Source organism: Methylobacter sp. sgz302048, from assembly GCF_052162025.1.
Lineage (GTDB): Bacteria > Pseudomonadota > Gammaproteobacteria > Methylococcales > Methylomonadaceae > Methylobacter.
In genome coordinates this window covers 1,811,825-1,829,965 of sequence record NZ_CP197401.1, presented here as the reverse complement: position 1 = coordinate 1,829,965, position 18,141 = coordinate 1,811,825, and the positions used below count along the sequence as shown (strand labels likewise).

The 18,141-nt window shown below is 50.8% G+C and carries 13 protein-coding genes; all 13 read right to left on the bottom strand.

The features are described from left to right. Positions 1–12: 12 nt before the first annotated feature. Positions 13–1,347: an AAA family ATPase gene (locus ACTNE6_RS08380; RefSeq protein WP_442499319.1), complete on the bottom strand. Its 1,335-nt coding sequence runs from the start codon at positions 1,345–1,347 to the stop codon at positions 13–15. Positions 1,348–1,349: 2 nt separating this feature from the next. Next, positions 1,350–2,351, bottom strand: coding sequence for a reverse transcriptase domain-containing protein (locus ACTNE6_RS08375; protein ID WP_442499318.1), 1,002 nt, complete (start codon positions 2,349–2,351; stop codon positions 1,350–1,352). 353 nt (positions 2,352–2,704) lie between these two features. Then, positions 2,705–3,517 (bottom strand): sterol transporter outer membrane protein BstC, encoded by an 813-nt coding sequence (gene bstC, locus ACTNE6_RS08370; protein ID WP_442499317.1) that lies wholly within the window; start codon positions 3,515–3,517, stop codon positions 2,705–2,707. Between the two features lie 4 nt (positions 3,518–3,521). Further along, positions 3,522–4,358 (bottom strand): sterol transporter periplasmic substrate-binding protein BstB, encoded by an 837-nt coding sequence (gene bstB, locus ACTNE6_RS08365; RefSeq protein ID WP_442499316.1) that lies wholly within the window; start codon positions 4,356–4,358, stop codon positions 3,522–3,524. Further along, entirely contained in the window at positions 4,358–7,072 is a 2,715-nt protein-coding gene (gene bstA, locus ACTNE6_RS08360) for a sterol transporter cytoplasmic membrane protein BstA (protein WP_442499315.1), read from the bottom strand. Before bstA ends, bstB begins: the two co-directional genes overlap by 1 nt. A gap of 19 nt (positions 7,073–7,091) precedes the next feature. Next, positions 7,092–7,400, bottom strand: coding sequence for a hypothetical protein (locus ACTNE6_RS08355; RefSeq protein ID WP_442499314.1), 309 nt, complete (start codon positions 7,398–7,400; stop codon positions 7,092–7,094). Between the two features lie 164 nt (positions 7,401–7,564). Then, a complete protein-coding gene (locus ACTNE6_RS08350; protein WP_194970439.1) occupies positions 7,565–8,959 on the bottom strand; it encodes an FAD-dependent oxidoreductase in 1,395 nt (464 codons plus the stop codon). Between the two features lie 24 nt (positions 8,960–8,983). Then, positions 8,984–11,245 (bottom strand): terpene cyclase/mutase family protein, encoded by a 2,262-nt coding sequence (locus ACTNE6_RS08345; RefSeq protein WP_442499313.1) that lies wholly within the window; start codon positions 11,243–11,245, stop codon positions 8,984–8,986. A gap of 34 nt (positions 11,246–11,279) precedes the next feature. Next, complete coding sequence (locus ACTNE6_RS08340) at positions 11,280–11,882, bottom strand: nuclear transport factor 2 family protein (protein WP_442499312.1); 603 nt, start codon at positions 11,880–11,882, stop codon at positions 11,280–11,282. Between the two features lie 20 nt (positions 11,883–11,902). Further along, complete coding sequence (locus ACTNE6_RS08335) at positions 11,903–13,534, bottom strand: cytochrome P450 (RefSeq protein ID WP_442499311.1); 1,632 nt, start codon at positions 13,532–13,534, stop codon at positions 11,903–11,905. A 205-nt stretch (positions 13,535–13,739) separates the two neighbouring features. Next, positions 13,740–15,326 (bottom strand): FAD-binding protein, encoded by a 1,587-nt coding sequence (locus ACTNE6_RS08330; protein ID WP_442499310.1) that lies wholly within the window; start codon positions 15,324–15,326, stop codon positions 13,740–13,742. Positions 15,327–15,408: 82 nt separating this feature from the next. Continuing rightward, the gene (locus ACTNE6_RS08325; RefSeq protein ID WP_442499309.1) at positions 15,409–17,679 is read right to left on the bottom strand and encodes a tetratricopeptide repeat protein; all 2,271 of its coding nucleotides are present in this window, start codon (positions 17,677–17,679) and stop codon (positions 15,409–15,411) included. Between the two features lie 42 nt (positions 17,680–17,721). After that, positions 17,722–18,081, bottom strand: coding sequence for an STAS/SEC14 domain-containing protein (locus tag ACTNE6_RS08320; RefSeq protein ID WP_442499308.1), 360 nt, complete (start codon positions 18,079–18,081; stop codon positions 17,722–17,724). Positions 18,082–18,141: the final 60 nt, after the last annotated feature.

Genomic DNA, 18,141 nt, shown 5'->3' with positions numbered 1-18,141 from the left:
TGCTGAGATTCTCTATGCTTGAGGGTTAAGAAAATCGAATAGCCTTTGAGCAAAAGCGTTAACTTCAGTTTCTTTTTGTCCATTAATGAATAAAAATATATCCACGTCGGACATATAGGATTTTTGTTGAATGCTGTTATATAGCTCTTTGTTGTTTGCTGGTATTTTGGTGAAGATAAAGGTTTCAGGGAGTTCGTTGTTATTAAAATTTTCGAATAATTGCTTTTCAACGCTGGGAAAAGGAATGAATACTATTCTTTCATTATTTTGATATTTTTGAATGTTACTTTGATCTCCGTCAAGCACGGTAATAACATTTTCTTGCCGCGAAAAAAACTCATCTATTGAATTTCTATTCATCAAATCCACTACTCTATCAGCGCCACCAACATGAATAATTTTATATGTATAAAATGTTCGAATGTTTTTATACCAAATTAAGTGCTCAATGTAATTTTGAAGCATTGGGTCTTCGGTGAGAATATATTTATCCCACCCTTTAAATCCAAAGAGCAGGCTCTTGACATAGTTATAGGAGGCTTCTTTGAAAGCAATAATTCCATTATTGCTTTCCATATAGTAAAGCTCGAAATCATTCAGTTTCTTTATCAGGGCGAGGGAGTGCGTTGTAAAAACTATATTAACCTCATATTCTTTACAGAATTTACGTAATTCATTAAGCAAGTTTACTTGAGCTGAAGCATCCAAAGATATATCTATTTCGTCAATAAAAATTAACTTACATCTCCTCTGGATCATCTTGTAGAGATTGATAACAAAATGTTCTCCTGAGCTCAGATAATCTTCGCGTATATAAAAGTTGTCTTCCTTTAAAATAAAATAGTATTTTGATTTTTTTATGGAAACTTCTTTTAAGTTGCTAAATCTATTAGTCTGGTATATATCAGATAAAAATGCAATTAACTCATTAGGTGTTTGATACTCTTTTAGTGCTATCTTTCTTCTTAGTTCTTCATCAATCTCACCTAATCTTTGAAAGTTACTGAATCTTTCGCCATGAGGAATTGGTAGTTCAACATAAATATTATTTTTGATGTTTTTATCAATAATATCTTTTGTATCAATTGTTTTTAGCTTTTCATTGTATCGAAAAACATAAGATTTATCGTTGAATCGATAAGAAATTTGACTGTCTTTGTTAAAGATATAAGGTGCGGCGGTTTTTGCGAAAGTATCAGTGGAGTTTAAGTTTTTTATAGCCCTAACTAATGTGGTTTTCCCGGTACCATTTTTTCCAACAATACACATAACCTGATTATTAAGCTCTGCAACGAACGAGAGCTCTTTTATGTGCTGTACGCTATTTATTGTGCAGCTAAAAATCATCGCTACTTAATTGCCTGGTGGTAAAAAATATCAACAATGAAATTGCCATATTTTTTTCTTAACTTGTCGAGATAGGAGCTATCAATGGCATTGATATAATTTAACTGCCCAGATATTTTAGTTGGGTCTCCGTCATAGTTGTTCTTTAGATAGTCTGCGTATCTTTCCCTATCATTAATATAAAAATGAAGTAGTATTTCAAGTTGGCTTTTCATCTTCATGTCAACGCTAACTTTTCCAGATGGCAAAATAACCAATCCAAGTAATTTTATTTTCCCCCCTTTATGTGAGAACTTTGTTTTTTTGGAATTGATTACTATCCGCTCTCCATAAAGCAACTTAAGTTTATGAACAATAAAGTCTCTAGCTGGCTCTAGTATGTTTTTGTCGTTAGATGACAAAATAATATCGTCAGAGTATCGGGTGTAAGTTATACCTTGTTCTATGCAAAAAGCTTCAAGTTCATTGTCGAAGAATAATAGACATGAGTTACTAATATTAGGAGATGTGGCAAAGCCAATGGGTAAGCGACCGTGGATAGTGGTTAATCGTAATAGCTGATTTTTATAATATTGAATATCAGAAATTGATGTGCCATTAAGATTTTTATCAATAACTATCTCAACATCATCAGCATTAATGCTATTGAAAAAATCTTTAATATCAGTTTGGAAAAAATATTTGTTTTCTGCATGTTTTATTACAGCGCCAAATGAGCTTTTATCTTGCCTGTAGGAATATACGACATTCTCATTTATTTTTGCGTAATCAAATATATATTTATTGAGAAATCGATGATATTTTTTTAATTTTGGCGATGGACTAAATATCTTTGGCCCTAGTCTTTGACACTCCTGCTCGACATTCAAATTTATAAAATCATTAAACGTAAACTTATGATGAAATGCGAAGTCGAAAGCTTGTTGAAGAGAAAGATACGTTTTCAATTTAGAAAAATGAGGAGAAAGGTTGGAAATCGGAAATCGGCGTTTTTTGTCAAGCAATTAGCTTGCCCTCACTCGACCCAACACAGATTGGGGCAATTAGGGCAAGTAAATTTAATAATCGCGGGTAGAGGCTCAGGCTAATTGACTGGAGATGCTCCTAGTCACCTAAGCATAGTCGGAATATATATCATCACTCCTAAAAAAACAACTGTTAACCTTGTCAAAACACATATGAGCATCTTGATCTTTACTGAGTCAGACTACATCTGAAGGACCGTTAACGCTGAATTCCTATCACACCAATTGCACTTAGCTAGGCCCGCAAAGGGTCGAACTGAGACGGCCAACATCTAATGCAATTGAGGCTAATTTTATATATTGCCGGATCAAGTCCGAACTCTTACAGCTAATCACCGGCGCGACAATTCAGCCTCCCCAAGCTCCTGTACAAACATGGCAAATTCCTTTTGCCAGGGCTCCTTGTTGTAGCCCCAATTACCTTCTGCCAATAGCTTCTCCCCCAACGCCAATTCGGCTTTTACCCGGCTCAGGTTAGCCTCATCGTCCTCTTCCCAGAGCGCCTGGGCATAAAACAAATGATTAATCGGATGCCCCGGATGCTCCTTGACTGCCTTTTCCAGCAGTTCCAACGCCTTGTCGAGATCGCCTATCCCGCCGGGCCAGGGAGGGGCTTTGAGATAAAGCGCTCCCAAAAGCCGCAGCGGCCCGCCATCGTCGATGTCCGGGCTCAAGGCCAATGCCTGTTTCATCTCGCTTTCCAGCCGGCCAAGGTTTTCCATGGCCAGCGTGATGTGTTCGCGCACCGCAAGGCCAAGGTTGGCCGCCAGGTAATAATGCACCGCCCCGTCGTGGCCGCCCCCTTGCGCCAGGGCGCTTTCGGCAAAGTTCACGCCCTCGGAGGCGAACTTTTCGCGCTTTTCCTGGTTTGTCTCGCGTTCGGCCAGATGCAGACATAGCCGGCTGCCCAGCGCGGTGCGGCGCACTGCCGGATCCTGAGTGCCGCGCAGGACATTCAATGCGCAGAGCAAGGTATGAGTATCACTCAAAGGGCCGAGTTGATCTTGTTCGGCTAACAACGCGGCAGCGTTCTGGCTGGGACAGCCGGAAAGCGGCTCTGTCTGGATATGTTCGCGCTGAAGCCCAGCACAGCCGACCATGAGCAACAGCATCGAAACGATAGGAAGAAGTCGTGTTTTGCGCAAGGCCTTATTTCCCTTCAGTCCAAAGTTTGATCATAGGCTCGAACACGGCCGCGTCCACGTTGACGAAAGACTCCACCCCGAACAGTTCGCATAGTTTTTTACCTTCGGCGTCAGTACACATTCCTTCCAGCGCCTTGCCGAAACGGGCGCGTTCTTCCGCAGTCGTGATGGCGCTGTTGGCCACTACCCCCATCAGCGGGATTTCCCCGGATTCGAAAACAGCTTCAAGCGGTTTCTCCCTATGCAGCGAGCCAAGTGCGCCGAATTGCTGCTCGTTCAAAATGACGGCGTCCAGTTCCCCTTTGTCCAAAGCGCGCAACGCACGGATGGCCTGATTGGACGGTTTCAGGACAAAGAAACTGGCGGGATCGTATTTCCCTGCAAAAACGATTCTGCCGATGAAGGCCGGTTCTTCCAATACCGTGCCGCCCAGGGTCTTGCCTTTCAGCTCATCCAGGCTCTTGTACTTATCCTTCTGGACCATTACCCGATAACGCTCGCTGGTGCGGCCTTTGATCTTGGGCTGGACCACCGGTACCAGGTTGTGCTGGCTTCGCAATTCCAAATAGAGGCCCAAGGACGTGATTGCGAACTTGGGATTTTTTTCGGCCATCTGCTTTCTGCATTCGTCCGGCTTGGTAATGAAGACGCTGTTGAAACTGTTCGCTTGCCACTGGCCCACGCGTTCCACCACACGCAGCATGGAATTCATCGCGCCGTTGGCATCTTTGGCATTGACTGCTCCGCCGGGATAACACACTACGATCATTTCGGGATTGGGTGCAGCGCCCACGGCAATGGGCGCTAACAGGCTGGCGATGATTAGGCAGATTTTTCGCATTATGGTTTTCTCTTGGAATCGATTAATTGTCCGATGGCCGGGGCCACGATAAGGGTTGCGGTCAGGCAGCACAACAGCCCGATGGTGATGCTTTGCCCTAAGGATGACACGCCCCGGTAGCTGGCCAAAGTGATGGCGCCCAGGCCGGCCAATTCGGTGCCGGCGGCCAGTCCGATCACCTTGCCGGCAGCCAGGCTGACTTGCAAAGGCGTGCAGTCCTTCAATTCGGCCCAGCGGTAACTGAACCAGACGCCGTAATCCACCGCCAGCGCAATCACCAGAGGCAAGGCGACGATGTTGGCGTAATTGTAGCGAATGTCGCCCAGGGCCATCAGCCCCAGCATCCAGCCGCCGCCGATCAGCAAAGGCAAGGTCGCCAGCGCGAAGCCCCGCACGCTGCGCGTCGCCGCCATGACCCAGAGCAGGCACAGCGCCAGGGCCAATTGCGTGCCCTGGGTGAAACTTTCCACCACCGATTTGGCAAGCGCCTGATGCGTGGTCGGGAAGCCGGTCGCTGTGGGCGAAACGCTGTAGACGTCTTTGATCAACGCATCGAGATTGTCGGGATCATACACGGTTTTTGCCGGAAAAGCGTAGACTGCGATGCCGCCGTCAGCGCCAAAAAAGCGCTCGCGCAAAGTGGGCGGCAACTGCGCCGGCGTGAGGGGCTTGGCCTGCTGCCAGCCGTCGATAACCTTGAGCCCGAAATTCGCGCCGGACAGCAGAGCGCGCAAAAAGCTCTCGCTGCGCACTCGGCCCTGTTCGCTATCCGCCGCGAGTTTGGCCGAGATGGCCGCAAGCTGCTCGCGCACGTTTTCCAGGCTTTCGACCAGGTTGGCATGTCCGGCGGAAAATGCCTGCTCCTGCGCTTCGTCGATGGTGGCGCTGCTGTTTTCCAGCACCGCCCGCATCAACTCGAATGATGTTGCGGACAAGCCCTCCCGGTCGAGTTCGGCGACTTGCTCGATGGAGTCGTTCCGGGCTAACGATTCCGCGATACTCACGGCCTTGCGGAGGCGCTCATCGGCATCCGCAGGAAACAGGCCGGCCAGCGACTGTACCTGGGCGATCGTCTTGAGTCTGCCCGCTTCGTCGGCGATCCGCCGCGCCTCCGCCATACTTCGGGCGGTGAAAATGATGACTTCGGACTGGTAGTCGCTTTCCGCCACCATGCGGCGCTGGTAATAGGCGGCCTGGGAATCTTTGGGCAGCATGGCCAGCACGTCATAGTCGAACGGAATGGCGAGCCCTTTTACGCCGCCGATGACGGCACAGCCTAAGGCCAGCAAGACGAGAACCACGGCAACGGGTTTAGGGAATGCGCCGCTGCGTTTCGCTTTTTTTGCCGGAACAGGCGGTGTGTCTAACGAAGGGATATCCCTCAGCTTGGGCGGAAACAAGGCGTAAAGCGCGGGCTGGACCATCCAGGTACTGATCAGGATCATCAGCACGCCTTTGGCAGCCACCACGCCCAGTTCGGCAAAACCGGGGAAATCAACCGTGGCCAGAACGCTGAAAATCAGCAGCGAGGCGCCACCCGCCGTCAGTACCGCTATAAAGGATGAACCGATGCCGGCTCCGATGGCTTCGATCAGGGGCTTGCCTGCGCGGCGCTCTTCGGCGATGCGCGAGGAGGTGAAGATGCCGTAGTCCGCCCCCAGGCCAAACAGGATGGCGATAAAGGCGGCGGTAATCATGGTCAGGTGGCCGACCGTAACCAGAGCCAATCCCAAGCTCCACAGCACGCCGAGCCCCATAGGGATGAAAATCAGCACGGCCCAGCGCATGCTTCGGACTACCCACAAAATCAATGCCGCGATCAGGCCGGCGGAGGTGAATATCACTAAAGTGATATCTTTGCGGATGTTGACGTATTCCTCGTACTCAATAGCCGGTAGTCCGGTCAGGCCCACGGTGGGCGGCGTGCGGCCGGCGGCCTTGACTTGCCCGGTCAAGGCCGCCGACACCTGTTTGACCTTGTCGACGAAAGGGCCGAGGTTGTTAAAATCTTCGGAATGGCTTTTCGGATGGACGAATAAAAACAGCATCCGCCCATCGCGCGATGCAAAATAGCCGTCGGCCATGCTCCCTGCCCCGCTTTTGGCCAGCAGCCGGTTCCAGTCCAGACCGGCGGGTACTATCTCCGAGTCCAGCCAGCGCCGCCACTCTTCCAGAAAAAACGTCGTCAGGTTCAGGCTTGCTTCGGCGCTTTGCAGATCGATGTCTGTCCCTGCCAGCGCCGCAGGGTCTTTGCTCCAGCTCAGCGCCTTGCGCAGGTTTTCTTCCATCCCTCCTTTGCCCAAGGCAGGCTGTTTTGCCAGTGCTGCAAGCTTGTCCAGTCCCTCGGTCGGCATCAGCAGGTAAGCGTGGTCCAGAAAAAACTTCATGTCGAGACGGGATGTCGCCTGGTCTATCTCGGGCTCCGCCTGGAGTTTCGCAGACAGATCGTCGGCAAAAGCTTCCAGATCGCTGCGGGGAGCGCCCTCCAGGACAACTATCAGATCCGAGGCGGCGCCGAAATTCTTCAAAAAATCGTTAAAGCGCTTAGCCACGGCCGTATCCTGCGGAAGCAATGCCTGCCGTGAAGTATGGACCGGAAGCTGCGCCGCCGCCCAGCCGGCCAGCATCGATAATACCAAGGCCAATCCCAGGACCCGCTTGGGATTTCGGGCAAAACTCTCCGCGATCTTGGCGGCGCGCTGGTTGATTTTCATAGGCAGATGATTCTGTTAGTCAATTCGCGGAAACAGCAAAGGTGCTTGTAACAAGTGCTATGCCCGTTCTCACCGCCTCAATCCCAGACAACACCGCCCGAGATGAAAGCGAAAGCACGGAATGAATCGCTTGAAGATCAAGACTTACGCAGTTTGCCTGTTCAACCGCCGAAACCAGCGATTTTAAAACCTGTGGGGCGACTTCGCCTAGAGCGCCTACTGTTGGTAGTCGCCCATTCAGAAAATAGGCGACTAAAATCGCCACCACAGACTTGTGTAAGTTCTGAGGATCATAGTCACTGCTTAAAAAGACTGTCAGGTAAAACATAATGCGTTGATTAAATTGGGTTATTCTGTTTCTGGCGATTCGGATTCCCTATCTGAAAGTTCGTTTCCCTATTTCCAATCTTTCACCTGCCAGCAAAAACACTTTTAACTAAAAGCAGTTCATGGCTTTGACAGGACCACTTTATCCGTGAATACTACGGCTGCTTAAAGTCCCTGAATTTTTGTGCCATACCCGAGATAAGCAAGGGGTTTTATTTTTGAGAAAAAGCGATAAAAAAAAGTTACTACCAAAAGCTCGTTTTTTATCAAGGGATTAATGATGATAATCGCATCCGAAAGAAGTTTTATCGCTTTAGGTATATTCGAAATGCCCTGATGCACTAAATTGCCGGCGCCGAACACGGTCAAAAGACAGAATTGTTTTATCAAAGAACAATGGTTCCTGTTCAAGCCGGCCAAAATAGCAATCGATTCCTGCGCATTAGCGCCGCCGCGCTGCAGATATTTGAATACGGCCGTTTTAAGCAGATCATTGGACATCACGGCATATAGCGCGTTGGCAAGAATATTGAGATTGGCATTGGCGCTTTGCCTGTCACGGTAATAGGCTTCGATTTTTTCGTGAATCAAATCGGTATTATTAAAATCGGGCATCGTCAATAAATGGGCGCTCAATATCTGGATATCCGAAAATACCGCTGTCAATCCGCCGCCCGTCAAGGGATGACGCATATTCAGCGCGTCCCCCAGCATTACTGCGCCTTTCCTTGTTATGGGCCTTGCCGCCATGTAATGATTGGGCATGACCTTAAATCCCCCTTCCTGCAAGGCTTGCGCATAGCTGTTAAACATGCATTCGGGAATATAAGGCGTCACGTTGGCCTCCAAATGCTCCTGGAGCAAAAACTTTTTGGGTAGCTGTTCGCCTGGAAAATCGATTAATAGCCTGATTTCATTATTGGAAATCGGATAACAAATAAAAGGCGTCGGCCCCGATAAAAACACATGCCCATGTTTTGGCACAGGCATTTCACAGTCTTTTAAAATCAGGCCGATGAAATAAGACGTTACGGTTTTTTTATTATTGCTGAGGTGTTCTCTGAAATTTGAAAAGAAGCCATCGCAGGTAATGGTCAAAGGTGCATAAATGGACTTTACCTGGGACGTGAGCGATTCCCGGAAACTGACGCCGATAATTTCATGCTTTTCATTTTCCAGGAGCTGCAAGGCCTTGCCATGAATTTGCGTAACCGACTCATTTTGCAATGCGGAAGCTCTGATTTGCTGTAAAAATTTGCCGTTATGCAGACCCATTCCCTTAAATTGTTCCGGATAAGGAATGGTTATTTTTTCATCTCTTTGCAGCAGCGCATAACCGTCAACGGGTTGCGCCTCAAAACCATCCAGTAAACTCCCAAGCCCCATTTGCTCAAGCGACGACACGGCTCCAGGCTGCAACAATTCGCCGACGATGCGCTTTTTCTCCTTGAAGCTATGATCGATCAATGCGATCTTGATGCCTTTGGGGGCAAGATGGGCAGCGATGGTGGCGCCCGCCATGCCTGCGCCGATAATGCAAATGTCGAATTCTGATTTCATATTGGGCCACTCCATGCACATCCTTTAGACCGCGTTGATTCTTTTATCTTTTATATAACGACTACAGTACCGGCTTAACGCCCAGATAGGAAATATATTCCTGTAATTGGCATAAGTAATCATGCAATTGTAATTAAAAACGCCGGAAATATTTTCCTGCGGCCAATCGCCTGTGTCCGTTTGTCTGTTCAACAACACCTTGATGCCTGCTTCCATAATTTTTTTATCGCCAAAATCGGCAGCCATCAGCGTCAGCAAAGCCCAAGCGGTATTAATCACCTGGGACGTGGCCGCCTCGGTATAGACCAGTTTTGAACACGATTCGAAAGTCTCCCCCCAGCCGCCATCCGCTTTTTGATTATCGACTAAAAAAGCGCAGGCTTTGTTGATGCTGGTCATTAAAACCGCATCGTCAAAATAACCTTTGCCCTTGGCCTTGCTGATCGCTTCGACGCCGAACCAGGTGGCGTAGGTAAAACAGACCGCCCAGCCGCCATACCAGGACCCATCCGGCTTTTGCTGTTCAAGGATAAAACTTATTCCCGCACTGATCGCCTTGCGTATTTCGCCGTTTTTATAATCCGGATAACTGTCCTGAATTTCCAGTAATGAAATAACGCAAGCCGCCGTGCATTCCGTCCATGAGTAATCAATCATGATATCGGCGAACACTTCGGATGGATTGAGTTTTTCCAGCCACTTAGATGCGCGAGTCAACTCATAAGTTGCCCAGCCGCCATCGGTATTTTGATAAGAAAGTATGACGTCAACGGCTTGTTTGATGCGTTGCTCATCAATCGCCGGTTCAACCAGACCTGAATGGTGAATGGCCAAAGCGGCGCTTAAGCCTTCCGCTGTGCAATCGGCAACCGGCCAGCCATTTTCAGGGGTTGAAAAAGGCCAGCTGCCAATCATCGGATGACGGAAAAACTCGGCATGCGTCGGGTGTTCGGCCTTGATTTGCGCTAGTTCGATGAACCGATAGCTTTTTGCAATCGTCTCCGGGAATAGTTTGCCCAGGCCGCTTTCCAGCATGGCGCGGGTTGCAAAAGCGGTATCCCAGAGCTGGGAGCCGTTATAGCCATTCATTTTCATGCCATCTTCGGCAACCCATAAATAATCGTACCAACGCGCTACATGCTTTTTAAATTGTGTAGAGTCTTTGCCGTAGGCATGCCAGATGCAAATGGAATTGATGGCTTGATTGACGGGACCGATGTTGATGTAGTTGGTTTGCTCATCCTCGGCATTGAGATATTTTAAAATGTAGTCCGTGGCCTTTTTTCTTAACCAGGCGCATCTGAACTTTTCGTAATTATTGGTGAAAAAATTCATCCACTTCAGTACCGGAGACGGCGTGGTGTAACAATCTTTTTCGCATACCGCATTGCGTTGTTTCGGCCAATCGATGGAGGCGAAATCCTCGCTGTAAATTTCCTCTCGCAGAGACAGGATCAGTTCATTTTCGGGTGCTTTGATTCGTTGCGCATAGCAATAGGCCATCGGCAAATAAACCATGCGGGTGTGGCACCAGTAACGCCAGGGATGAACCGGCAGCCATTTGGGAAACAGCCACATTTCGGGAAACAGACTGTTGAAGCCTTGCCAGTCGTACAAATTCAGTACGGCAAGATAAAATTTTCCCCAGGAAGGGATGCCGGTTGCACCGCCATTCGTTTGGATCCACGTCCTGGCCCTGATCAGTTGCTGCTCATCTTTATCGACTCCCAGAAGGCGCAATGACACGTATTGCATGACGGTGCCGAACATGGTCGACTCGCCTTCGATGTGCATGCCCCAGCCGCCATCTTTATTTTGATGATTGAACAAATAAAGCTTCATCATTTCCCGATGCGCTTTGGGGAAAGACGTATCCGAGATATAAGCGGCGATCAGCAAACCGGGCAGGAGAAACAGCGGGCCGCCGTAATCACCCGGCCAGTGGCCGTCTTCACATTGCAGGCAGGCGTAGTAGTTCATTCCCTTGATGAGCGCGTCGATGACTTTTTGCTCATCGGGATTCTCCGACTGCGGTATTTGACCGGCAAATTGCTGGAATTTCGCTTCAGCGGCTTGATTTCTAAGAACCTTATCGCCGGAATTGGGATTGCCGGATTTATCAAACTGAAAATCTTCGGCAAATTGCGCTATGTCTTCATCTGTAATGCGGTCGGCATTTTGCAAATGCTCATTGATATTATTTGAGCCGGGCTTGAATGCCCAAATCTGCCGTCCTTTTTCAGTGAGTAATTGCCAGTTTTTCCAACCCGGTTTTACATTCAGCATAGATATTTATGAGATTCCTTTTAGCTTGTATTTTTTACTTATTAAACAGGGCAATGCTTACCATTGCCATAAAACCTTTCAGTTTTTTCCATAAACCGGGATCTTTGCGCAAACGCTCATGGCCTGGCAGCAGTTGCCCTTTGGCCAATTTGCCGATTTTTCTTTTCACGGCCGGATCTAATTTGCCGTCGGCCGCCAATTCGAAAAACAAGGCTTTCACATTGCCTAAATCAAAAAAATCCCGCTGCCATTCCCATTGATAATTGCCGCCATAGCGAAACCAGGAACCGCCTATGCCTGCCACTTCATAATGAGTGCCGTCGTCTCTCAGCGCAGGCGACACTTGCCGCCACAGGCCAATCACTTCACCCTGTTTTTCATCGATTAAAATGCGGTGGTACGGGTAGCGCCAGTCTTCAAAACCTTCCATCTGCACGCCTAAAGCCCATTCTTCTATCTCTTTGCGGCTGCGCGCCACGAATTCTTCATTGGGCCCGATATTCCAGCGGTATTCGGCCGTCTCGGTATACATCTCGCCCAGGTATTTGGGCCAGTTACCCTCTTTTTCCGCGTTACGATTTGCCTGCAACCAACGTTCAACCATTTCTTCAAGTTCTTCTCTAGGATATGCGGCCATTCTTTATCTCTTTAGTGCATTCAGTTGAATTCAATTTTAATTGCTTTCGCCGGGCAATATTTTTCCGCCTGCCGGGCTTTTTCCAGCAGATCCGGCGGCGGGTTTTCCTGTAAAACGGTTACATTGCCGGCTTCGTCTACCTGAAAAAGCTCGGGTGCTTCAGTCATGCAGGCTGCATGCCCCTGGCAAAGTTCTCTGTCGATTATTATTCGAAAGTGCGGTCCGTTTTCTACTCTTTCCTGAACGATGTTTTCCGGCGACGCATCAACGGCGCGTTTAATATCCGTGCGCTTTATATAACGAACACGGCAAGGCGATACCGGTTGCACCACCATTTGGGTAAAATCATCCTGATAAGCGTCTTTATCGTCGACCAGTTCAAAAGTATATCGGCGCAGCAGAATGCTGAAAATGGCTTTGAGTTGCAGCATGGCGAACGCGTTGCCGCTGCACTTGTGTTTGCCGCCGCCGAAGGCGATCCAGCTGAAGGGCCTGGCATCTTCCTGGCGTGCTTCCGAATAGCGGTCGGGATCAAACTTTTCCGGATCCGAGAAAACATCAGCGATGCGATGCGATACGCGCGGCGAAGCGCAGACATATTTTCCGGCCTTGATCGTATAATCTTTAAAATGAAAGTCCTGCATCACCTTGCGGATTAAAAATATCAGCGGCGGATGCAGGCGCAAGACTTCTTTAATGACATTTTCCAGTACCGGAATTTCGCGCAACGCTTGAAAAGTCACTTCGCCGTCAACGCCGAAGTGCGTATCCAGCTCTTTCAGGACCCGCTCCAGATATTCAGGCCGGCGCGCCAGTTCCAGCAAGGTCCAGGCGGCCGTTCCTGCTGTGGTGTGATGCCCGGCGAACAGGGTTCCGATCAGCATGCCCGTTATTTCGTGAGCGGATAAACGGCTGTCATCCTCGTAACAGGCATCGATGAGCAACTGAAACGCATCTTCGCTTTTCTCTGATTTCTGCGCTCTTTTGGCAATAATCCCGGTGACCAATTCCTGAAGCCTGGCACGCGCTTTATCACGGCGGCGAAACACGGGTAAAGGCAAATAGGGAAAAACAAAAGCCAGAGGATTCACGCCTTTTTCGAGATCGTGATAAATCTTGGCGAATTCTTCATTCAGTTCGTAACGGAATTCATCGCCAAGCAGACAGTGGCTGGAGGTGTAAATGGTGAGTTCTTTCATGAACTCAAGCAAATCAATTTCACCCGTATCGCCCCAGTTGGCAATCATTTGCTCGACTTCCTGGACGATCACTTGCGCATAGCCGCGCATCGGTTTATCGCGCAAGACTGGCATGAGCATTTTAAGCTGTTGGTCTTTTTTATGCGGCGGCGCATCAAAGACCACGCCCTTGCCAAAAATCGGCGTCATGATTTTATACGCTTGGCTTTGATCGAGTTGAGCGTCGGGCGCGCGAAAAAAAGCTTCATTCGCATCCGGGCCGGTCATCAGCACCATTTCTTGATGAAACATCCGAAATTCACCGATTTCCCCCAGCGTCTTTCTAAGCGACATCATGTAATCAAAGGGATTTTTGCCGAATGCGAGCATATGTCCTAAAAGCGGTAATGCGCCGGGCATTTTGGGCGGGGCTTTGCCGGGCGAAACGGTTTTTTCGGTATTCGTCTTATTCATTACTCAATCTGGACAGTTGCGCCTGAAAACCGGTGATTTTACGCGCGATGCCGGGCTAATGTACAAAACTTTTGCAAAATATCCCCTAAGTGTCAGATCATTAAGGCATTGAACCACATTCAGGCAGTCCCATTTACCACGCCAGGCGCCGCATGAAGGATCTGTTCTGCCAGCGAAAAATTCAAATGGCTGCAAACGGCAATTTTCAATTCGCCTTTTCCAGCTTCCTCATCTCGACCGGCGAAACCCTGCCTTTTGAGGAGACTTTGTCGTACACCTCATCGAAGGCTTGCCGGCAATACGGCAATCGCTCTCGCAGATCGTCATAGCCGGTATGATCGAACATCTTTCTGAAATCCTCCCGGCTCATGAAGGTTCTTGCATACAAGGCCTGGTAACCCCCGTGCTCGATGACGAATTTCTCCAGCAACGGCAGGGCGACGGCATTATCGAAACCCTCCTTTCCCGGCGTACCGTAGGCGCCGATATCCACATACATTTCGTCCACGGCGCCTTCCTTTGTCCTGAAAGGATGAACAAAACCGGGCTGTCCGCCATTATCCTTGATCGCCATCGGCGACAGCCATAAAGGATATAACCGGAAATGCTCGTCGAAATAGACAATGGACTGCTTCAGATACCGGATCGGCACGAGCATGTCCTGAACCACATGAAACTTTTCCCGAAGCCGCCGGGTGGTTTGCGTTTCCGTGTATTTCAATAGTTCGATTCGAGGCGGCAGGGCCCAGCCCAGCAATGTCCTGAAAACAGGATGGTTTCCGAATGGAATGATTTCCTCCATGGCCCAGAAATAACTGCGGGTGTGCCGGTGAAAATAATCCCGCACCGGCAGATATTCGATGCCTTCTTTTCTGCGTTCAAGATAGGTTTGAACATGCTTGTAAAACCAGGGTTTGTACCATTGCCCGACGGTATTCAAAGATCCGTCCGGGCCCACGGCATCGGCGAACCTGCCGACCATGATGACCGCCTGATCGCGCCCATAAACCAGACCTTCCACGAAATCGTTGTTTTCCGTCTCCCGGCTGGCGCGCTCGAAAAAGCTGACCATGTCATCCAGGGTATGAACAGGCTGATAGTGAATCCTGACATATTTTTTGACCGGGATAATCTTCAATTCGGCAGCGACCAAAAAACCCAGCGTGCCGTGGCTCCACGGAATCTGATAAAAGAGTTCTGGATTTTCCGAAGGACTGCATTTAACCAGCATCCCTTCGGCGGTCACAATCTCGAAGGATTCACAAATGTGCTGAAACAGCCCATGTTTATGGCTGCTGGTTTCCACGCCGAAACCCATGATCAGGCCACCCACCGTCAGGCTGTCCAGTTCCGGCACCACGGGCAGCGTCCAGCCTCGCGATACGAGGTTACGGGAGATCTGGCCCATGGTCGCCAGCGGCTCCACCCGCACAATTCTGCGCTGTTCGTCAATTTCCAGCAGGTCGTACATGCCGATATCGATCCTGCGGTGCGTAAGCTTGTATTTAGGCACCAGCTCGCTCATGGTTTTCCAGCCGGACCGGGCGGTGCAAAGTTTTTGCTCCGCGCCTTGATTTTTCCAATCCGCAATTTGCCGAATGACCGCTTCAACCCGGGCATCATGTTTGGCGGGCGCGCTGTTCAAACGGAACGAAATCCAATTGCGGGCGCCGGCATAAGCGCCATAGACTGCTGAAACGGGCAGGAGGAAAAGAGTAGCGAATAGTCCCCGGTAATGGGTCAGCATGTGTTCGAATAATTTTGAGAACGTGTAATTATTGTTATTGCTCATTAATCTTTCCGACCTTAAAAGCGTCAAGTTTACTTTAACTAAGCTAATTCTACGCTCTTTCGTTTCGGAGCAAACGGCGCGCTCATCGCTTGTGTATCTCCGCCGCCAACTGAGACCGCAGGGCGTTCAGCGCCGGGTCACCCGGCGCCCTCTTCAGCGAAGCCTCGACGGTGGCTTTCGCCTCCCGCGTATGCCCCGCGCCATGCAAAGCCACGGCATAAACATAGCTGAAGCGCGCATCATCAGGGGCCAATTCCATCGCCCGCTTCAGCGAAGCCAGGGCCTCAGTCAGATGCTTCTGCCGCACCTGCAATAATCCAAGGCTGTGATGCAAAACGGCCGCTTTCGGCTGGCGCGCCATTCCTTCCCGGAGCAACGCCTCCCCTTCCCGATCGCGGTTCGTCTGGCGGTAGAGATCAGCCAGATTGACGTAGGCCGGCAGCCAGTCCGGGTCGATGGTGAGCGCTTCGCGGTACGATTGTTCAGCTTCCGCGAATTCGCCGCGCGCCACGTGGAAATTGCCCAGATTGACCTGCGCGGCCGGCTCGTCGGCATTGAAGCGCAATGAAGCAAGGTATTCGTCAATGGTGCGCCCGAGGTTGGCCCGTTCTGCCAGCGGTACCTGTTCGGCGGGAGTCCCGGCCAGCGCACTCGCCGCGAGCATGCGCACCGTCCTCACTGGATCGCGCAGCAGCGGGTGGGCGAGTTGCCAAAGCTGATCCGGCGGCAGCGATGCCAAGGCCTCGATTGCGACGGCGCGCACTTGCGGGTCAGTATCGCCTAGCGCCCCGGCCAGCGCCGGAAGCGAATTTTCACTCAGCCAGTGTCCCAGCTCCGCAGCCGCCGAGGCCCTCGCGATAGCCGGCTGATCCTTGTCGCGCAGCAACGCGAGCAGACGCGCTTCGGCGTCCGTAGCCCCGGTCCGCGCCGCGTGCAAGGTTTCGGCATAATTCTGATAGCTCTTGGGATCGTGTCCGTACCATTGCCGCACTTTATCCGCCGCCCAGCGGGCCGGTTTGTTCGCATGGCAGTTCCCGCAGGCATTGGGTGTACCGAGCCGCACAGAAAGATCCGGTCGAGGAACTCTGAAGCTGTGATCGCGGCGCGGGTCGACGACCATATAGGTCCTGGCCGGCATGTGACAATTCACGCATTGAGTGCCGCCAGAGCCGGCGGCGTGAAAATGATGCTTTTCGGTATCGTACTTGTTCTGGCCGTGGCATTGCAGGCAGACCCCATTACCCGGCACGCGCAGCTTCAGGCTGTGAGGTTCATGGCAGTCGCTGCAGGTTACGCCGGCCGCGTACATCCTGCTTTGCAGGAAAGAGCCGTATTCGTAAACCTCGCCTTCGATCTGGCCGTCGTCTTGATACAGCGTTTCCTGCAGCAGCGAAGGCAGATGGGTATCCATCAGCGGGCCATGGCGGTAATCGCCGGCCAGCTGGGCGCGCCGCGCATGACAGCGGGCGCAGACCTGGATTTCCCTCTCGGAACTGCGCGGGATGCTGCGATGGGCGTTGCCCGACGCCGGATCGATCGTCCATTGGATTTTTTGCCGTTCATTCAGCCGGACGGTCAAGCCCCTGGTCCCGACATCGATGCGCTCGAACCCTGGCTTGCGTTCGGCCCAGGCCACATGATCGGAACCGGGCCCATGGCAGGCTTCGCAGGCCACGTCGATCTCCGACGCGGCCGTGCGGTAAGTGCGTCTGGCCGGATCGTAATTTTTCTGCAGATTGGTCGAATGGCACTCGGCACACATGTAGTTCCAGTTTTGCGCGCGCTTCGTCCAGTGCAGCTCGTCTTTATAATCGATTTTCTCGTCCGGATAGAGATGAAACCAGCGCTGGCCGTCCTGTTCCTTTGGCCGGCTGTCCCAGGCGATGGACAGGGCCTGCAGCCGTCCGCCCGGAAGCTCGACCAGATACTGCTGGAGCGGCGTGAAGCCGAAGGTGTACTTGATCTCGAAATCGGCAAGCCCGCCGTCCGGGCCGTCAGTGCGCACCAAATAACGCCCGTCCTGGCGGAAGAACCGGGAAACCACACCGTCCTTCCTGAATTCGGCGCCGAGAAAATCCCCCAGCACCGTCCCCTCGTTCGCCTCCTGCATGGCGAGGTCGTGGTGTGAACCCTGCCAGAGACGAGCCTGTTCGGCATGGCAGCCGGCGCAGGTTTGGCGTCCTACGTAGCTGGCTTCCATTCGACTCGGAGGCTGTCCTGAAACCCGGCGGATGTCAGGCAATTTCCAGCAGGCAAGCCATACCCCGGCAAGCACAGTGATCGCCAGCATGAAAAGAACCGCCAGCCGGTATTTGTTACGTATGACCGATGTCATGTCCCAGGCGTTCGTCATTTACCCGAGAAGTCCAGCCGGACCGGGCGCCTGCCTGTGGGATCACGAGCGTATCCATAGCTCTGCCTCATCCAATGAGGCGTTTGGAAAGAACTCAATTTCCGTGGGGCGAAGCCCTTTTCCGGTAAACATGAAGATTTGCTCCCTCCAGCTTTCATCGCCTACGATCGCCATCTTTACAATGGAATTGCCATAGCCCGTCAGGAAACCGACATCCTCCCATTCTTCGGTCTTTTCCCAGCCCTCGAAATTCTCTGCCATTATCAACAGCCTCGGCTTCAAGCCGCGATCGATCAGATCGCGGGCCATTCCCTGCAGTGCCTTCTGATCGGCCAGCCTCATAACGCCCGAAATGCGGACACGCATGATATCGTTATCGATTTCCAAAATTTCGTAAGCCATTGCACGACCTCTTTTGTCATTATTCCGCAGTGTGACCGGCTTCTCCGGGTAGCGCTCTGC